The organism is Pseudoalteromonas sp. CnMc7-15 (assembly GCF_022347925.1).
Lineage (GTDB): Bacteria > Pseudomonadota > Gammaproteobacteria > Enterobacterales > Alteromonadaceae > Pseudoalteromonas > Pseudoalteromonas ruthenica.
In genome coordinates, this window is record NZ_JAKRFT010000002.1 from 369,177 (window position 1) to 385,813 (window position 16,637).

The 16,637-nt window shown below is 48.6% G+C and carries 13 protein-coding genes; 9 read left to right on the top strand and 4 right to left on the bottom strand.

The genetic code is table 11. The annotated features are described in order from the left end of the window. Nucleotides 1–257 precede the first annotated feature (257 nt). Nucleotides 258–3,389, top strand: coding sequence for a carboxypeptidase regulatory-like domain-containing protein (locus MHM95_RS05455; protein WP_239384598.1), 3,132 nt, complete (start codon nucleotides 258–260; stop codon nucleotides 3,387–3,389). Nucleotides 3,390–3,437: 48 nt separating this feature from the next. Here MHM95_RS05455 and MHM95_RS05460 read toward each other — a convergent pair whose 3' ends face one another. Beyond that, the gene (locus MHM95_RS05460; protein WP_045979893.1) at nucleotides 3,438–3,884 is read right to left on the bottom strand and encodes a MarR family transcriptional regulator; all 447 of its coding nucleotides are present in this window, start codon (nucleotides 3,882–3,884) and stop codon (nucleotides 3,438–3,440) included. Nucleotides 3,885–3,987: 103 nt separating this feature from the next. On the opposite strand from MHM95_RS05460, the gene hmgA reads away from it, so the two are divergent. The 3 genes from hmgA (at nucleotide 3,988) to MHM95_RS05475 (ending at nucleotide 6,274) form a co-directional block, all read left to right on the top strand. Further along, nucleotides 3,988–5,289 (top strand): homogentisate 1,2-dioxygenase, encoded by a 1,302-nt coding sequence (hmgA, locus tag MHM95_RS05465; protein WP_239384599.1) that lies wholly within the window; start codon nucleotides 3,988–3,990, stop codon nucleotides 5,287–5,289. After that, nucleotides 5,289–5,915, top strand: coding sequence for a maleylacetoacetate isomerase (gene maiA / locus MHM95_RS05470; RefSeq protein WP_138587470.1), 627 nt, complete (start codon nucleotides 5,289–5,291; stop codon nucleotides 5,913–5,915). The genes hmgA and maiA overlap by 1 nt, the downstream gene beginning before the upstream one ends. A 71-nt stretch (nucleotides 5,916–5,986) precedes the next feature. Then, complete coding sequence (locus MHM95_RS05475; protein WP_239384600.1) at nucleotides 5,987–6,274, top strand: DUF1496 domain-containing protein; 288 nt, start codon at nucleotides 5,987–5,989, stop codon at nucleotides 6,272–6,274. Between the two features lie 54 nt (nucleotides 6,275–6,328). Here MHM95_RS05475 and MHM95_RS05480 read toward each other — a convergent pair whose 3' ends face one another. After that, nucleotides 6,329–7,963 (bottom strand): diacylglycerol kinase family protein, encoded by a 1,635-nt coding sequence (locus MHM95_RS05480; RefSeq protein ID WP_022945211.1) that lies wholly within the window; start codon nucleotides 7,961–7,963, stop codon nucleotides 6,329–6,331. 229 nt (nucleotides 7,964–8,192) lie between these two features. On the opposite strand from MHM95_RS05480, the gene MHM95_RS05485 reads away from it, so the two are divergent. The 5 genes from MHM95_RS05485 to MHM95_RS05505 all read left to right on the top strand — a co-directional run bounded on the left by MHM95_RS05485 (nucleotide 8,193) and on the right by MHM95_RS05505 (nucleotide 12,768). Next, nucleotides 8,193–8,711, top strand: a complete 519-nt coding sequence (locus MHM95_RS05485; RefSeq protein ID WP_239384601.1) for a sigma-70 family RNA polymerase sigma factor — start codon at nucleotides 8,193–8,195, stop codon at nucleotides 8,709–8,711. Then, on the top strand, nucleotides 8,708–9,418 hold the full coding sequence (locus MHM95_RS05490; protein ID WP_138548961.1) for an anti-sigma factor: 711 nt from the start codon (nucleotides 8,708–8,710) through the stop codon (nucleotides 9,416–9,418). Before MHM95_RS05485 ends, MHM95_RS05490 begins: the two co-directional genes overlap by 4 nt. A gap of 159 nt (nucleotides 9,419–9,577) precedes the next feature. Further along, nucleotides 9,578–11,176 carry a DUF4331 domain-containing protein gene (locus tag MHM95_RS05495; protein WP_239384602.1) on the top strand — a complete coding sequence of 533 codons (1,599 nt, stop codon included), beginning with the start codon at nucleotides 9,578–9,580 and terminating at the stop codon, nucleotides 11,174–11,176. Nucleotides 11,177–11,191: 15 nt separating this feature from the next. Continuing rightward, on the top strand, nucleotides 11,192–11,710 hold the full coding sequence (locus tag MHM95_RS05500; RefSeq protein WP_239384603.1) for an Ig-like domain-containing protein: 519 nt from the start codon (nucleotides 11,192–11,194) through the stop codon (nucleotides 11,708–11,710). 59 nt (nucleotides 11,711–11,769) lie between these two features. Next, entirely contained in the window at nucleotides 11,770–12,768 is a 999-nt protein-coding gene (locus tag MHM95_RS05505) for a hypothetical protein (protein ID WP_239384604.1), read from the top strand. Here the strand turns inward: MHM95_RS05505 and MHM95_RS05510 are convergent. Together MHM95_RS05510 and MHM95_RS05515 are read right to left on the bottom strand one after the other, a co-directional pair. Beyond that, nucleotides 12,761–14,731 carry a methyl-accepting chemotaxis protein gene (locus tag MHM95_RS05510; RefSeq protein WP_239384605.1) on the bottom strand — a complete coding sequence of 657 codons (1,971 nt, stop codon included), beginning with the start codon at nucleotides 14,729–14,731 and terminating at the stop codon, nucleotides 12,761–12,763. The two genes, MHM95_RS05505 and MHM95_RS05510, sit on opposite strands and share 8 nt — an antisense overlap. A 218-nt stretch (nucleotides 14,732–14,949) precedes the next feature. Beyond that, the gene (locus tag MHM95_RS05515) at nucleotides 14,950–16,635 is read right to left on the bottom strand and encodes a cyanophycinase (protein WP_239384606.1); all 1,686 of its coding nucleotides are present in this window, start codon (nucleotides 16,633–16,635) and stop codon (nucleotides 14,950–14,952) included. Nucleotides 16,636–16,637 lie beyond the last annotated feature (2 nt).

A 16,637-nucleotide genomic window follows, 5' to 3' on the forward strand; every position in this document is an offset into this window, starting at 1 on the left:
TCAACAGCCACTAAGCCAAGCGCATTAGAGTGTGTCGATATACTGGCATCTATGAGTCGATGAACTAGGCTTAGCTGTTAATATATTTAAAGCAAGTAACAATAAGAGTCACGCCGTTGAGCAAGGTAAGGGCTTATTTTTGCAATAAAATGTGCAATTTTAGCTTTTCGCAATACCACGGTAACAATAATAGTTTTTAATATCTTACGATAATTAATGACCGTCTAACTAATGACACTTAAACACGGGAAAACAACATGAAAATGCAACTTAGGAAATCGGCACTGTCGATGGCCATTGCCGCTACTGTGGGCATGTCTTCAGGTGCTTTTGCTAACGAAACCGCATCCTCAGTCAAAGGTCAAATCACTGGACCAAACGGCAACCCGGCTGCAGGCACTGAAGTGACCATTATTCACTTGCCGACAGGCTCTGCAAAAACCGCTGTAGTCAATGATGCTGGCTACTTTAGCGCTAAAGGCTTGCGCGTTGGCGGCCCTTACAATGTACTGATCGACTCAGATAAATTTGAAGACCAAGTCGTTGAAAATGTTTATCTATCACTGGGTAAAGAATACCCAGTAACAGTGCAACTTCAAGCGAAAGGCGATATCGAGCAAATCGTAGTCACCGGCCGTCCTATTAGTTCATTTTCAGGTGGCACCGGCCCGGCCGCGACCTTTACTCAAGCAGATTTAGAATCAGCACCAGCCATTAACCGTGATATTAAAGATATTGTCCGTGCCGACCCACGTATTTATGTGGACGATAGCCGCGATGCGATTCACTGTGGTGGCGCTAACCCGCGCTTTAACAGCCTAACCCTTGATGGCGTTCGTATGAACGACAACTTTGGTTTGAATTCAAATGGTTACCCAACGGTGCGCCAGCCGTTCTCATTTGATGCGCTAGAGCAAGTCGCCGTTGAAATGGCCCCGTTTGACGTTCAGTACGGCAGTTTTACCTCTTGTAACATCAACGCAGTTACTAAATCTGGTACCAATGAGTTGCACGGTGGCGTATTCTTTGACTACACCAATGACTCGATGAAAGGCGACAGCATCGACGAAATCGATGGCGACATCGATAACGGCAACTACACTGAAAAACGCTACGGCTTTAATGTGGGCATGCCACTGATTGAAGATAAGCTATTCTTGTTCACCTCTTACGAGAAGTTGGAAGGGGTAAAACAGTTCGATTACGGCCCTATCGACAATGGTAATATCAGCCAATCAGATATCGACCGCATTCGCCAAATCACCAGCGATGTTTATAACTACGATATCGGCGGAACGCCAGGCAGCATGCCTATCGAAGATGAAAAGCTGTTGGTAAAACTAGACTGGAACATTAACGAAGATCACCGCGCCAGTGTAGTGTATAACTACAACGATGGTTTTGATCTTTCACAGTCTGATGCTGACAACGACGAATTGGCATTTTCTAGTCACTTCTACGAGCGTGGCGCAGAGTTCTACTCTATCGTCGGTTCACTTTACTCAGACTGGTCGGCCAACTTCTCAACTGAAGTACGTATCGGCAAGTCAGACCTAGATGCTCGCCAAGAGTCACTTGATGCGGCCAGCGGTTTCGGTGAATTCCAAATCAGCTACGGCCCCAATGACGACACTGTATACATCGGCCCGGATGATTCACGTCAGTCAAACGACCTTAACTGGGATAACCTGACTGCGAAAATCTCAGGTACTTACTACCTTGACCAGCACACCATTACTGCCGGTTATGAGTATGAAGATTTGAACGTGTTCAACCTTTTCGTACAGCACACCGAAGGTGAGTTCCGCTTCGACTCAATCGAAGATTATGAGCAAGGTATCGCTGATCGCGTTTATTATTATAACGCAGCAGGCAGCAACAATCCGAACGACTTAGCGGCAGAATTCTCATACCAAGTGCATACTCTATACGTTCAAGACGAGTATAGTTTCACTAATATCGATGCGACCTTGTTGTTTGGTTTACGCTATGACAAATACCAAAGCGACGACTATCCAAACTTCAATGCGCAATTTGAAAATCGCTATGGCTTCTCTAACCAGCAAAACCTAGATGGCGTCGACTTGTTGCAACCGCGTGTTGGCTTTAACTGGTTCGTAGACGATGCCCTTGAGATTCGCGCTGGTTTCGGTCTTTACTCAGGTGGTAATCCGAACGTATGGGCGTCAAGCGCTTACCAAAACGACGGTGTAACACAAATTCAATTGCGTGCGGATGACGTCGATCTGTTCAATACTGCAATGACCAATGGTGATACTCCGGGTTACGGCGTGCCACAGTCACTGTTTGATGAAATCGCGGCAACCACTCCAGGTGCGGGTGACTCAGCAACTCACTCTATCGACCCAGACTTTGAAATCCCGTCAGAGTGGAAGTACTCAGTCGGTGCTACGTACACCTTCGAAAATGACTATGTTGTTAACTTAGATGTATTGCACACGCAAAAACAAGATTCAGCGTACCTACAAGACATCGCTTTACGTGATAGCGGCGAGACAACCTTTGACGGTCGTCCTATCTTCGAAAGCATCGAAGGTCGCGATCAAGAGTACATGCTCACCAATGTGGACGGCGATGATGGCGAATCAACCATTATCTCGGCAGCACTAAGCAAGTCATACGATAATGGCATCGACTTCACTGTGGCCTATGCATTTACTGATTCAGAAGATGTAAACCCAATGAATAGCTCAGTGGCGGCATCGAACTACAGTAACTTCGCAACCACTAATCCGGGTATGCCAGGACCGGCCACTTCGGATTACGAAGTACCGCACCGCTTTACGTTGCGCCTTGGCTACACCCAAGAGTTCTTCGATGGTTACGAAACTCGCTTCAACCTACTTGGTCAAGCAAGCGAAGGCTTACCTTACAGCTACGTGTTTGATACCGCAGACAGCCAGTTCGGCGATTTCAACAACTACGGCTATGGTTCACGCCAATTACTGTACGTACCGTTGGAAAACGATCCAAACGTTGTTTATGACATGAGTGCCGAAGACCTCGCTGCGTTCAATGCATTCATCGAAGAAGAAGGCTTGAAGCGTGGCTCAGTGACCGATCGTAACTCTGAAAATGCCGAGTGGTATGTGAAGTTTGATTTGAAAGTAACGCAACAGCTGCCTGGCTTCGCAGAAGGCCACAAAGGTGAAGTGTTCTTTGTCATCGACAACCTAACTAACCTGTTGAACGACGACTGGGGCACTTACAAAAAAGGCTCATTCGTAGGCAACCGTATGGTTGATATGAATATCGACAGCAACGGCCGTTATGTTTATACCGGCTTTAACGATGGCAACCAAGACACGTCTGTACAACGCGACGCGTCACTGTGGGAAATGCGCATCGGTGTTCGCTATACGTTCTAATTGCTAGTAAACACGATAATTGGAGGCCCACCTAAGGTGGGCCTTTTTTTATGCCTGACGACTGGCGCTCGCCTCTGCAGCGCGGTTTAATTTCTGCAAACAACCTTTCAGCAAGGCCTGTTCCTGTGCGCTTAGCTCGGTTATTAAGCTCTGTTGCCACTGCAAAGCCCTCGCCTCTAACTCATCCATCAATGACTCGCCCAAAGGCGTTAAACGCACTTGTTTGGCGCGCCTATCCTCCGCACAAGGCTGCACCTCAACCCATAATTGTGCGTGCAAACCATTAATTGCCCGCGATGCCGTTGATTTGTCTAATAGCGCATAGTCGCATAGTTGCCGTGACGTTAGGCCTGATTTTTGTTGTCTCAAATGACACATAATGCGCCATTGGGGAGTTGATAATGAATCTTGATAAACAGAGGCAAAAGCAGCGCTGACTTTGGCCCCAGACAAGGTGAGTAGATAGGGGATGAAGTTATTTAAATCAAATGACATCGACTTTACACGTAAAATTTATGTTACACCCGCCCTGTGCGTGATGTTTGAAATTACTCTCACATGAGAGTATGTTGACTAACAATACAACAGGAGCCTACTAATGAGCAAACACACACTGCAATACATGACCGGCTTTGGCAATGAATTTGACACCGAAGCCCTTGCCGATGCCTTGCCAATTGGTCAATTCAGCCCACAGAAGGTCAACTATGGCCTTTACGCTGAACAATTCTCGACAACCGCGTTTACTGCACCGCGCGCCGACAATCGTCGCTCTTGGCTATATCGTATTCGCCCATCGGTGGTTCAAGGAGATTATCAACCCCTGGACAATGGCTTACTGCGCAGTGCCCCCATCACCGAAGTGCCGACTCCACCGACTATGCTGCGTTGGGATCCAATCGATATTCCCGTTGAGCATACTGACTTTATAGATGGTTTGGTGACCATGGCAGCTAACGGTAGCGTCAATGGTCAAGCCGGGATTGGTATTCACGTCTATGTGGCCAATACCTCGATGCATGAGCGTTACTTTTATAACGCCGATGGCGAAATGTTGTTTGTGCCGCAACAAGGCGGCCTGCGGTTGCGTACAGAATGCGGTATCATCGAAATTGTCCCTGGAGAAATCGCGGTGATCCCTCGTGGCATGAAGTTCCTTGTCGAATTAATCGATGGCCCCGTGCGCGGCTATATCTGCGAAAACTACGGCCACCCCTATATTCTTCCCGAGCGCGGACCAGTGGGTGCCAATGGCTATGCCAATGACCGCGACTTCCAATACCCTGTCGCCGCATTTGAAGACAAAGAAGGTGACTTTGAATTGGTGGCCAAATTTAGCGGCCAACTGTATCGAGCAGATATCACCCATTCACCGCTGGATGTGGTGGCTTGGACCGGTAACAGCGCGCCATACAAATATGACCTGTCACGTTTTAATGTCATGAACACGGTCAGTTTCGATCACCCAGATCCATCCATTTTCACGGTATTGACCTCTCCTTCGGGCACCCCAGGAGTGGCCAATGTTGACTTCGTTATTTTCCCTGAGCGATGGATGGTCGCCGAGCACACCTTCAGACCACCTTATTACCACCGCAATGTCATGAGTGAATTTATGGGTCTGATTAAAGGCACCTATGACGCGAAAGAAGCGGGCTTTGTGCCAGGTGGCTCGAGCCTACACAATTGCATGTCACCGCACGGCCCAGAAGCCGAAGTGTTCGACAAGGCAAGCCAGGGCGAGCTTGAGCCGGTACGCTATGAAAACACCTTAGCCTTTATGTTCGAATCCCGCTATATCATTGCTCCCACAGAGTACGCGTTAACTGGCAAAGAGCGCCAAAGCAACTATCTTGATTGCTGGAAAGGGATAAAAAAACACTTTAATGGAGAGAAATAATGAAGCTATACAGTTATTTTCGCTCATCAGCGGCGTATCGCGTGCGCATTGCACTAAATTTAAAGGAGCTGGAGCATGACATTGTACCGGTCAATTTGCTCAAATCCGAGCAGCGTGGTGAGCCCTATCTCAGCAAAAATCCACAAGGCTTGCTACCTGCCATTGAAACCGAGCAAGGCGTACTTAGTCAATCACTGGCTATTTTAGAGTGGTTGGACGAAATAGCCCCGCAGGCGCCGCTGGTTAGTGGTGATGCCTGGGAAAAAGCACAAATTCGCGCGCTGGCGTATGCCATTGCCGTCGATATTCACCCCATCAACAATCTGCGTGTGCTAAAGTATTTAACAGCAGAGCTCAATGTCAGTGATGAGCAGAAAACCAAATGGTATCAAGACTGGATAGTGACCGGCTTTGACAGCCTTGAAAATCAGCTCGGCGAGGGTCCATTTTGCTTTGGCAGCGCGCCAACGCTTGCGGACATTTGCCTGGTTCCTCAAGTGTTTAACGCCCTGCGCTTTAAAGTTGATATGGACCGTTACCCCAAAATTATGGCTGTCTATGAGCACTGTAATACGCTCAAAGCCTTTGTTGATGCGGCGCCGCAGCAACAGGTGGATGCCACCTAAACACGCAAAGCAACAGGTATCATAATTGTGTCTGTTGCTTGACATAACGATTACACCTCGGAGAAACCGATATGCGCACAGCGCTTGTGGTATTGATAACACTGATGTTCGCCCCGCAAGGGGTTGCCGATACCAAGAAAACCAAAACACATGTTTGGGTCGATGCGCAGCACACATCGGTGTGTTGGTATGAAGAGCGTCGTTACAGTGAAGGAGCGGTAATTGACATGTTTGGGGCGCCGAAAATCTGTGCCCGTAAACACCCAAACCAAGATAACGGCGCGCTTATCTGGCGAGCTGTAGATAAACAGGGCCACCCAGTTTATCCCGAGCAACAAGGCAAAATCCGCGTGCACTAACTGACGCTATAAGGTGATTGAGCCCAATGACCTGGGCCCAATCACTTTGTGCTTTTAAGATGACTCTTCGTTGCGCTGCGGAGCCATTACACGCAATGATGAGGGCTGAATCTCAATGACCAACTCATCTGCCTGACGAGTTTCACCATCTATTACGTAATCAATCGGTTCATTGGCTGTAACACGCACCTTGCGGGCATTGGTATGGTGCGCATTCACGTCAAGCTGAGTTTGAGTCACACTGTTAAACGCTAGCTCAGCAATACTAAGTACGTTAACACTGGAGTCTTTGGCCGGTTCGAGCCAATTGACATCTAATAAACCATCGTCATGCTCAGGTTGTCCTCGTCCTTGCGCTAGCAAAGTGAAAATAGGCGCTGCATTGGCAATAATCATACTGTTTGTATGCACGGACTGAGGTGCCATATCATCCAATGTTAATTCGTAATCTTTGGCCTTATGCTCGCCAAGTGCTTGCCAGAAGCCTTGCAAATAGGCGAATTGGCCGCTGCTATTCTTGGCGTCGCGATGAGCGCTCTCAATCATTTTTTGCTCAAACCCTAGGCCGATGAGTAACAACGTTAACTCATCATTACAGCGCGCTGTGTCTATGGCCTGAACATCTCCACTGATCAACACATCAAGGGCCTTATCAACCCCAAAGGCTTTAGACTCAATCCCCATAATCACATGCGCTAAGGCGTTGGCCGTGCCCATGGGAATAATACCCAAGACGATATCGCTATTACAGATCACTGAGGCGACTTCGGTGACCGTGCCATCGCCGCCGCAAGCAATTATCATATCAGGATGATCGGCCAATGCTTGCTCGGCTAGCATCGCCGCATTAACCTCCTCTGTGGTGGTTTTCACCGACATATCAAAATAGCCGTTGAGGCGTGACATGATCTCGTGCTTTTTTTCACCCCATAACTTACGTCCAGAGACTGGATTGGCAATTAAGCATACTTTATTGCGTACTTCGAGTTCACCACTGCTATGCATTTTCTTCAGGGCCTTGCGCTGGAAGCGGTTGAGGTTGGCCGTCTCACGGGTCTCCTGAATTCGCGACAACACTTCGTCTAAGTCCGCTTCAGGCTCTTTAGCCAGCAAGTAAGCAGCCATCACTAACACCGAGCGCCCGCGTCCAAGGGCACAGTGTACAACCACATTGCGGTTGCGTTTGCGGTGGTGATGAATCCAGTTGATGGCTTGGCGCAGTTGCGCACGGTTTGGTGCCGCATGATCCAACACAGGGATATTTAAATAACTGATGTTTTCACCGATGAGCGACCAGTCCAAGCCATCAAACTCGCAGGTAGCGTCTAGTATGGCAGTGACATTTTCATGCTTAAGGGTTTCCACATCGGAAGGAAACAGTCGGCAGGCGAGAAACAAGCCTGGCTCAACTTCTTGAATAGGCGGCACTTTATCTGTGCGCCGTTGCCAAGAGTTATATAGTTGCGCACCCAATAAGAAAGGAATAAATGCCCAACGAATATACCAAGGAATACTGCCATCTTGACGCTTTCTAAAAATGCGCCCTAAATTGGCGATATAGGCCAAGGAAACCAGTAGTAACGACAGTGCGCTCCAGTAGAAAAAAATTGCGAAATAGGGAATTTTAATAACTACGGCAATGGCACAAAGCGCCACGGCCATCAATAAGTAAGCAACAGCAGCGTACATCAACCACTCCTTGTATAGTGTTATAGTAAAACCATATCACGATCACCAGTAAGCGCAAGCGCTAAAAGCCCCCTCTTTAAAAATCGATGTGTACCGCTTTAATACAACGAAGTTATTGATGTCGTTGCTAATTATCAGCCCAATTAATTGTTAAAATAGTGTTATATGCTAGTCTGGCATAGAGTCTATGCATCCAATTAGACTTACTAATCGTTAAGGGGATAACGTCGTGCAAAAAGAACATCATTTAGCTTGGTTGACAGCGGTGGCGCAAGGTGATCAACGCGCTTTTGAACACCTCTACAAAGACACCAGCGGCCTCATCAACGCTATTTGTCGTAAAATGTTGAATAGCCCAGCCTTAGCTGATGAAGCGCTGCAAGAGGCCTATGTGCGTATCTGGCACAATGCCAGCGATTATCAAACAGATAAGGGAGAAGTGCTCAGTTGGATGGTGAGCATCGCGCGATACCGCTGCTTAGACATGCTGCGTTATCAAAAGGTCCGCCAAGAGGAAGAATATGAAGAAACTTATGGCAGTGAGCAACCCATCATGGCTGAAGAAAACTCACAATTGGCGCACTGTATCGAGGCGCTTGCTCCAGAGCAACGTCATGCGATTCATTTAGCTTATTTTCGTGGCTTTAGCCATGGCGAAGTCGTTTCCCATTTGGGCGACCCACTTGGCACAGTTAAAAGCTGGATCCGTCGAGGGTTATCGCAATTAAAGAGGTGCTTAGGAATATGAACTATGACAACCACAACCTCATTGATCATTTAGCTGCCGAGTACGTGCTCGGAACGCTAAAGGGTCCCGCACGTAAACGCTTTGCGCGTTTATTGATGACCTCAGAGTATGCGCGCCATGCAACAAATCAGTGGGAGCAGCACCTCAATGCACTGGGTACGCAGTTGCCCCACGATGCGCCCAACCCACAGGTATGGCAAAAGATTCAAGCTCGTATCAACAACACACAGAATGTCACCGCAATCGGCCACGGCAAATCAGTGACTAAAACATCAACGCCTTGGTTCTGGCCAACAATCAGCGCTGCCAGCCTTGCGGCCTGTGTATTGCTCACAATACTGGTGATGTTGCCTTCAGAGCCGGTGGACCAGCGCTTTGTCAGTGATCAGTTTGCGCTTGTAAAAGATCAGCAGCAACAGCCGCTTTGGCTTATTGATGCTACCGACAACGCACTGCTGGTTAAAGCAAATGAGCAGTTAAAAGCGAGACAAGATAAAGACTACGAGCTGTGGATGATAGTAAAAACACAAGAAGCGCCAATTTCCTTAGGCTTGTTACCCAAATCAGGGCAGGCATCGCTCCCTATCCCCAAAGACTTCGCCGATGGCAATATCAACCTACTCGCTGTCAGCTTAGAGCCACTTGGAGGCTCTCCCACTGGCACGCCCACCGAAGTGCTATATACGGCTGAGTTAGTCGATATTTAATGAAAACCATGTTTTTAGGGCCCGCACGGGCCCTTTTTAAAGCACCTAATCAATTGAAAATATAAAGTTTTAAAAAAAGTTTTAGCTTTTTTAATTTTTTTGCATCCAAAGTCCTTTTTGCCCCGTTACGGCTATGAACTCAGCAAAAAGGAGAATCCCATGCGGACTCATGCTAAACACTTATCACTTTCTATCGTCGCCGGTGCTCTCGGTATTCTTAGTGCCCTTCCCGCTCATGCCTCAAGTCATCGAGAAGCGCCTAATATCGCGCGAATGCCTACGGTCGATTCCACCGACTTTTATGCCTTCAATAGTTACGAGGCGCAACGGGGTGGCTATGTAACCGTTATTGCTAACTACATTCCGCTACAAGACCCCTATGGTGGTCCCAATTACTTCGCTATGCACCCAGATGCCAAATACGCCATTCACATCGACAATGATGGCGACGCCATCGAGGATTTAACCTATGTCTTCGATTTTAGTTCGGCACTCGCCGGTGGCGATGGCATTGCACTCAATGTGGGTCCTGAGGGCAATACGAAAAGTATCGCCGTCCCGCTAAAAAACGTGGGGCCAATCAGCGCCAGCGATCAAAGCGCAGCTAACTTCTCTGAAAGCTATACCCTAAGTGTCGTGCAAGGCCCAATGGCCTCAGGTACAAGCACCCCCGTGACTAACCCAATGACCAGCACAGAAAATTTTGCCAAGCCATTGGATTATATCGGTAATAAAACGTTTACCAGCCCTGCTGCCTATCAGCAATACAGTGACCAATTTGTCTATGAAGTGGCTCTACCTAATTGTGGCTCACCGGCAAAAGTGTTTGTTGGTCAACGCAAAGACCCCTTTGTCGTCAACCTTGGCAAAACCTTTGATTTGGTCAACTATGTGCCCGTAGAAGGCGATAGTGCACCGGGTGCCAATGACGGTGAAGGATTCCCAGGTGGTATTACTCAGGACACCGCTAATGACGACTTAGCAACCAAAAACGTGACCGCTTTAGCGCTCGAGTTACCTAAAGAGTGTGTTACCGGTGAAGGCAACGGCACCATTGGTGCATGGACTACAGCGTGGATGCCACAAGCGCGTATTCTTAATCCGCGAGCAAATTTTGCCAAGCCTGCAGTCAATGGCGGAGCATTAGTGCAGGTTTCACGTCTTGGTAACCCTCTGGTGAATGAGCTGGTCATTGGCCTAAAAGATAAAGACACCTTCTCCAGTGCTCATCCAAAAGATGATGGTCAATTTGCTGACTATGTGACCCACCCTAGCTTACCAGAGCTACTCAATATTCTTTTCAAAGATGCAGTCAACCAAACACTGGGCACTAATATTGAAACCTTGGCGCCAACTAACTTTCCGCGTATCGATTTGGTTACTGCCTTCCTAACCGGGTTTGAGGGCGTCAACCAGTTAGCAACCGTGACACCTTCTGAAATGTTACGCCTAAACACTGCGATTACAGCCACACCACAAGAGCAGCAGTCTACCTTTGGTGTTGTTGGCGATGATTTAGCGGGTTTCCCCAATGGCCGTCGCCCTGGTGATGATGTTGTCGATATCGCCTTACGCGTAGTGATGGGCCGTTTATGTTACCCCATCCCCGTTGCCGGTAACGACACTGATTTAGGACTTTGCAGCTCTGACGATGCAAGCGTTGGTAATGTCCCGTTCACCGATGGCGCGCCCATTAGTGCACAGGACACCAACGCACAATTTCCTTATTTAGCGACCCCGTTACCGGGTTCGCAGTAATAAGAGGTGATCATCATGCGTAACTTAATCCAATTAGCAGTTGCTACCACCCTAGCGCTGACTCTCAGTGGTTGTGGCAGCGATAACGATGGCACAGACAAAAAGCAGCCAATGCCAAGCAATAGCGCGCCCAGTGTTGCGGATGCAAGCTTTACGACGCAAGCTGACACCGAGTTGAACGGACAACTGCAAGCGTCCGATGCTGATGGTGATACCTTAACTTTCACCTTAGATATGGCGCCGACCAATGGCACTGTCACCGTCAACGCTGATGGCAGTTTCAGCTATCAACCAATGCTTGAGTACACCGGCAGCGATAGCTTTAGTTTTACTGTCGACGATGGCAAGAACATAGCCGTTGCAGCGACAGCGCAAATAACTGTCGACGCTTTACAGGTCAGCTTTTCAAGCTACAGCCGAGCGGCATTTACCGCTGCCAGTGACGCCATGCCGGCCCGTGTAAATGGCCGCATATTTAGCAACGATGTCGACACCACCGAGTTCTATCAAGACTTAGTCGACGCTAGCAATTAGGCAATACGGACCTGCCTTGTTAAACCTAGGCCATGGAAGGCCTTTTTTAAGGAGCTGTTATGAAACTCGCCACCCTTAGCTTTTTATTCGCAGCGACAGTGTCGGTGCCCTGTACTGCCCATTTGGAACATATACACGAACCTCAGAGTCAGGAAACACGCCTGAACGACCTTAGTTTCGATGAGTTAGTGGAGCATATAGCTGACAATAAGTTTGTGACCCCACAGCCATTTACCCATAAAGCACTGAGTAAAGAGTTAGCTAAGCACACAAGCGATGACCGACCTATCAGTCATTTTTGGCGCGCCAGCATGTTGCAACGCGCCCATCATTTTCAGCCGGCTTTAAGTACACTTGAGCATTACCTAACATTACGACCTAGCGATGCGAATGCGCTACTATTAAAAGCGAATATTGAAACCGTACTTGGCTCTTTTGATAAGGCGCTTGCGACCTGTTTATCACTGGCCGCTAAGCACAGTGTTGATTTGGCCATGGTGTGCACCCTTGATGTAAAAATGCAAAGTGAACCGCTGCAGCCAATTATTACTCGCCTTGCTCACTCGCCGCTGCGCGAGGGCAACTCTGAACTAGCTTATTTTACGCAAGAGCTCTTTGCCACCGCGCTGTATTTTGATGGCCAATACCTGGCAGCAAAACAAGCACTTTACCCCATGATGGGCGCAAAACTTAGTTCCAGCACTTGGCTACTTTTTGCCGATACACTCATGGCGCTGGGTCAAGCACAGCAGTTCGTTGAGCAGTTTTCTCGCCTTAATTTGAACATCGACGACATTCCCGATGCCTTAATTGTGCGCCTAGCACATGCGGCTCCAAAACAGTGGCTCGCACGTGCGCAACAACGCATGGCTCACCGACTAGCGGATGATGCCAATAACTATGCCGATGCTCTGGCCTATTATTTCTACCATGTCGTCGACGATCCCATCACTGCGCTGCACTGGGCCAAGCAGCAAACCCATATCAGTGCATTGAAGGTCGACACAATGTTCTATGAGCAAATTCAAAGCGAGCTGCGTGCGCAAACCATTAATTAAGCTTGAAGCGCCCGCTACTGGTTTGCAGCTCATAAGCTAGACGTTGGAGTTCTTCGCTGGCCGCTTTAACCTGCTCAGCAGTAGCGACATTATCGTTGGCGGCATCATTAATGCGCGTCATACTTTTAGAGATATCTTGAGCGGTGTAGCTCTGCTCATTGGCGGCCGTGGCGATCACTTCAACATGGCCTGCCACTGTTTTCAACTGCTCTAGCGTTTGCTGCAGTGCTTGTGTGCTTTTGATAGATTTATCTGCTGTATCACTGGCGTATTGACTGCTTCGAGCCATCGACTCGCGAGCGTGCTTAGCATCCTTTTGTAGCATGCCAATCATCGACTCTATGTCTTTCGTAGAGCTCTGCGTTTTCTGTGCCAGTTGCCTCACTTCATCGGCTACCACGGCAAATCCACGACCCTGATCGCCAGCCCGCGCCGCTTCAATTGCGGCATTTAATGCCAACAAATTTGTTTGCTCAGCAATAGAGTTAATCACATCGAGCACCGACCCGATTTCTTGGCTACGTTCACTCAGGCTATTAATAGTATTCTCACCACGACCAATTTCTTCACATAACTGTTGCAGGGCACCCGAGGTTTGATTAATAGAATCATTAGTCTGTTGCGATGTGCCTTCTAAACCATGCGTTAAATCAGCAACGTTACGAGCACTTTTTGCCACTTCATCAATGGTGGCCGACATCTCTTGCATGGCTGTGGAAATACTAATGATATTTTCCATTTGTGTGCGATTATTCTCCAGCTCTTGCTCGGTACTGGCCGATGTTTGCTCAACTGTAGAGCCCAAGGTATCAACGGTATCGCTGAGCTGACCGACCAACTGCCGCAGATTGGAATTCATCGCTCGCATGGAGTTGTATACATTTTTGCCCTCGCCTCGTGCGCTTAGTTCGCAGCTTAAATCACCATGGGAGATACGCTCACTGATGTCTTGCATTTCCTCAGGCTCGCCGCCAAGAGGGGTGATGATCATTCTTACCACCCACCATGTTGCCAGTAATATTGCCGCAATAACCAAGACCAGCAATACAGTCATACTGGATATCAGCTTATCAACGCTACTGAATACCTCTTGTTGATCGATTTCTACCACCATCGCCCAACGCGTGTCGCCAATATCAAGGGGCTCATAAGAGCTCAAAACCGGATTACCGTTATAATCGATGATCACTTCGGTGTTACTGCGACCAGCCAAGGCTTCAGTGACCGCTTTGGTTTTAATCCCATTATCAGCAATAGTGCCGGCAAAGCTGGCTTTAACTGAGCGTCCCTGAGCATCTAAGAACGAGTCTGAACGCATACGATAATCTTGACCAACTAAATAGCTCTCACCACTGCGTCCCATTCCCTCGCGCGTGTTCATGACCTCGTTGATAGCGTCAATGGATAACTGCAACGCAAGCACCGCCTGAACTTCACCACCAGCAACAACGGGCGCGCCGACAAACGCAGCGGGGGCCCCGCCGCTGGGTGCATAAGGCTGAAAATCGCTGAATGTGTATTCGCCAGTTTCCATCACTTGATGATACAGTTGGGCAAGCCCCGAGTCACTGTAAGGGCCACTGACGAGATTGCTTTGATAATCCGCCTCTTTAGTGACCGAATAGCTCACCACCCCTATGTCATCAATAAGAAATAAATCGTAGTAGCCTCGGCGCTCAATGTAATCAGCAAAGCGGCTCTGGTTTTGGTGCGCACTTCTAACCCAGTCCGACTCACTCATGCGTGCTGACCAATCGTTGGCTGCACTGAGGGTATCCACTTCAATGCGCTCGAAGTACTGTTTAATTTGTAATTTTTTGATAGTTTCGATGGAGCGTAATTGGTTGTAGGCCTGCTCGCGCAGAGCCTCACTGCTGATGTAGCCACTGATCAGGGTGATAACCAGAGCTGGGATCAGTCCCACCAATAAAAAGGCGATAAGTAATCTAAATTTCAAAGGCATAACCGTTCTCCCTCACGCTGCAACTCCCTCAGTATAGTTAAAATAGGGACTGTGGCTAATTACAACTAGGAAAAAACGCTTACACAGCATTACCGCGATATGATTTATTGTCATACCTGCTATTGTTGCTACCAAAAGTATCAAAGATAAGCTGATGACAAAGTAGGTACGAGTAATGGCACCCCGAGCCCGGTGCCATTATAGTTTATAGTGCGAGATTACTGGGCTTTAGAGAAGGTTATAAGCAAGTTCTCAACGGCGCAGGCATTGTTACTTATAGCGGTGTTAACCATGCGAGTCTGCTCGTCTGCATTTAGAGTAAAGTGCCAATACTGGCCATCGGCAAATTGCTGCGCTAGGGCTTTTTTTGTGTTGGTCATACACATTGCCTGAGTCAGGCTGCGAAGCTTAGCATCGTACATAATGTCGTTGAACCGAATATCCGGTAACGCTTGATTGGCAAGCTGAGGGCTACTGACTTGCTCGGTATTCTCAGCCAGCTGCCAGTGCCCATCGTTTAGTTTTAAGCGCACACCCGCAGGGTAAAAGCTGTAGCGAAAGGCATTTTCTGCCGTGGGAGTTATCTTTACCACACCTGCAGCACCGAGCACTGCAGCGCCGCTGCCTGAGGCCGATGACAGCGTGACCAGTGCCGTGGTCTCATCCACACCATAGCCATGATGTTGACCAATGTGTTGCACTAATGTGTGCAAACGTACACTACGATTACGCTCACTAAAATGGGTATCCAATACCCCGTAGGTAAAGCTTCCTAATCCCCCTTCTTGCTCATACGTCACGCCACCACGTTGCTGCACTCGCGCTGAAGGAGCTGAATGGGGTTTAGCACCCGCATTGAGAGCGCCTATCGAATCACCGCTGGTGATCATAGCCACCGCGCCGTGCTCATTACTGCCGCCACTTTGTACCGCCGTCCCAGCACTAGTGCCAACAATAACAGGGCGCGCCTTTAGTGCGGCTGTCCAAGGATAGGGGGCGCCATCGTCTGCAAAAAGTATCTTGCGCGTTAAGCTCTGATCGCCGCCATTAAACATCACCGCTGTCGCACTTTGGATTTTTTCCACTAAGCTAGCAACCCCGGATTCGCACAGTGCATGCTCTTGGGCGATGCGCTCTGGGTAGATTCGTGAGCGCGCAAAACTGAGCGCTTTCGCGCGCAGAGCAGGTAAGGCCTCGCAGCGATTCTCGGTAATGGCCTGCGCCAACGCTGGCGTCAATGCCAACCACTGCGTTTCGACCCCATCAAATTGCAGTAGTTGCTCATAAAAGTCAGCGGACTCATAAGGGTCTCTGCTTGATGCGGTGATCGCCAATATCTTTGCAGGTTGCTTCTGTTGTTGCGCTGCCACCAGCGTGGCTTTTTCAATGAAGGCGACAATATCTTTGGCCGCCTGCGAACGAGTGCGAGTTTTATCTACATGCTCTACCAAACGCCGGCGTTTATCTCCTTGATAGACTTCGAGGTTATCGAGGATGAAGTAATAGAGCTCATCGGTGATTAACGCCACTTGCTCATCCACCGCATGCCATTTGTCGAGTAGCGCTTGCCGACTCATTTTTTGCTCACTGGTGATGGCTTTTAGCGCCTCGATGATGCGCGCCTTTTGCGGTTGGTATTGCTCTGGCCAGTGCTTGTCTAGCCTGTCGATAGCTTGTGCATCGAGCTGATAAAGGTTACTACGCTTGCCCTGCAAATTCGTTTTATCAAGGCAATGCTTAGCACCTAGCGACGAACAAGTGTGCAAAGCGCCGCCAATCAATATGTGCGTCTGGGCATGCGCAAGTGGTAGCACGAATAAAAAAATGAAAAACAAGATAGGGTAAAAGAGACGATTATGAGTCGAAAATGCGCGAATAGCGCCTAAATCCTTAATCATGGTCATAA

What these genes read in the sequence shown, in the direction of transcription:
- MHM95_RS05455 (WP_239384598.1), top strand. Translation starts at nt 258, where the DNA reads ATGAAAATGCAACTTAGGAAATCGGCACTGTCGATGGCCATTGCCGCT.
- MHM95_RS05460 (WP_045979893.1), bottom strand. Translation starts at nt 3,884, where the DNA reads ATGTCATTTGATTTAAATAACTTCATCCCCTATCTACTCACCTTGTCT.
- hmgA (WP_239384599.1), top strand. Translation starts at nt 3,988, where the DNA reads ATGAGCAAACACACACTGCAATACATGACCGGCTTTGGCAATGAATTT.
- maiA (WP_138587470.1), top strand. Translation starts at nt 5,289, where the DNA reads ATGAAGCTATACAGTTATTTTCGCTCATCAGCGGCGTATCGCGTGCGC.
- MHM95_RS05475 (WP_239384600.1), top strand. Translation starts at nt 5,987, where the DNA reads ATGCGCACAGCGCTTGTGGTATTGATAACACTGATGTTCGCCCCGCAA.
- MHM95_RS05480 (WP_022945211.1), bottom strand. Translation starts at nt 7,963, where the DNA reads ATGTACGCTGCTGTTGCTTACTTATTGATGGCCGTGGCGCTTTGTGCC.
- MHM95_RS05490 (WP_138548961.1), top strand. Translation starts at nt 8,708, where the DNA reads ATGAACTATGACAACCACAACCTCATTGATCATTTAGCTGCCGAGTAC.
- MHM95_RS05495 (WP_239384602.1), top strand. Translation starts at nt 9,578, where the DNA reads ATGCGGACTCATGCTAAACACTTATCACTTTCTATCGTCGCCGGTGCT.
- MHM95_RS05500 (WP_239384603.1), top strand. Translation starts at nt 11,192, where the DNA reads ATGCGTAACTTAATCCAATTAGCAGTTGCTACCACCCTAGCGCTGACT.
- MHM95_RS05505 (WP_239384604.1), top strand. Translation starts at nt 11,770, where the DNA reads ATGAAACTCGCCACCCTTAGCTTTTTATTCGCAGCGACAGTGTCGGTG.
- MHM95_RS05510 (WP_239384605.1), bottom strand. Translation starts at nt 14,731, where the DNA reads ATGCCTTTGAAATTTAGATTACTTATCGCCTTTTTATTGGTGGGACTG.
- MHM95_RS05515 (WP_239384606.1), bottom strand. Translation starts at nt 16,635, where the DNA reads ATGACCATGATTAAGGATTTAGGCGCTATTCGCGCATTTTCGACTCAT.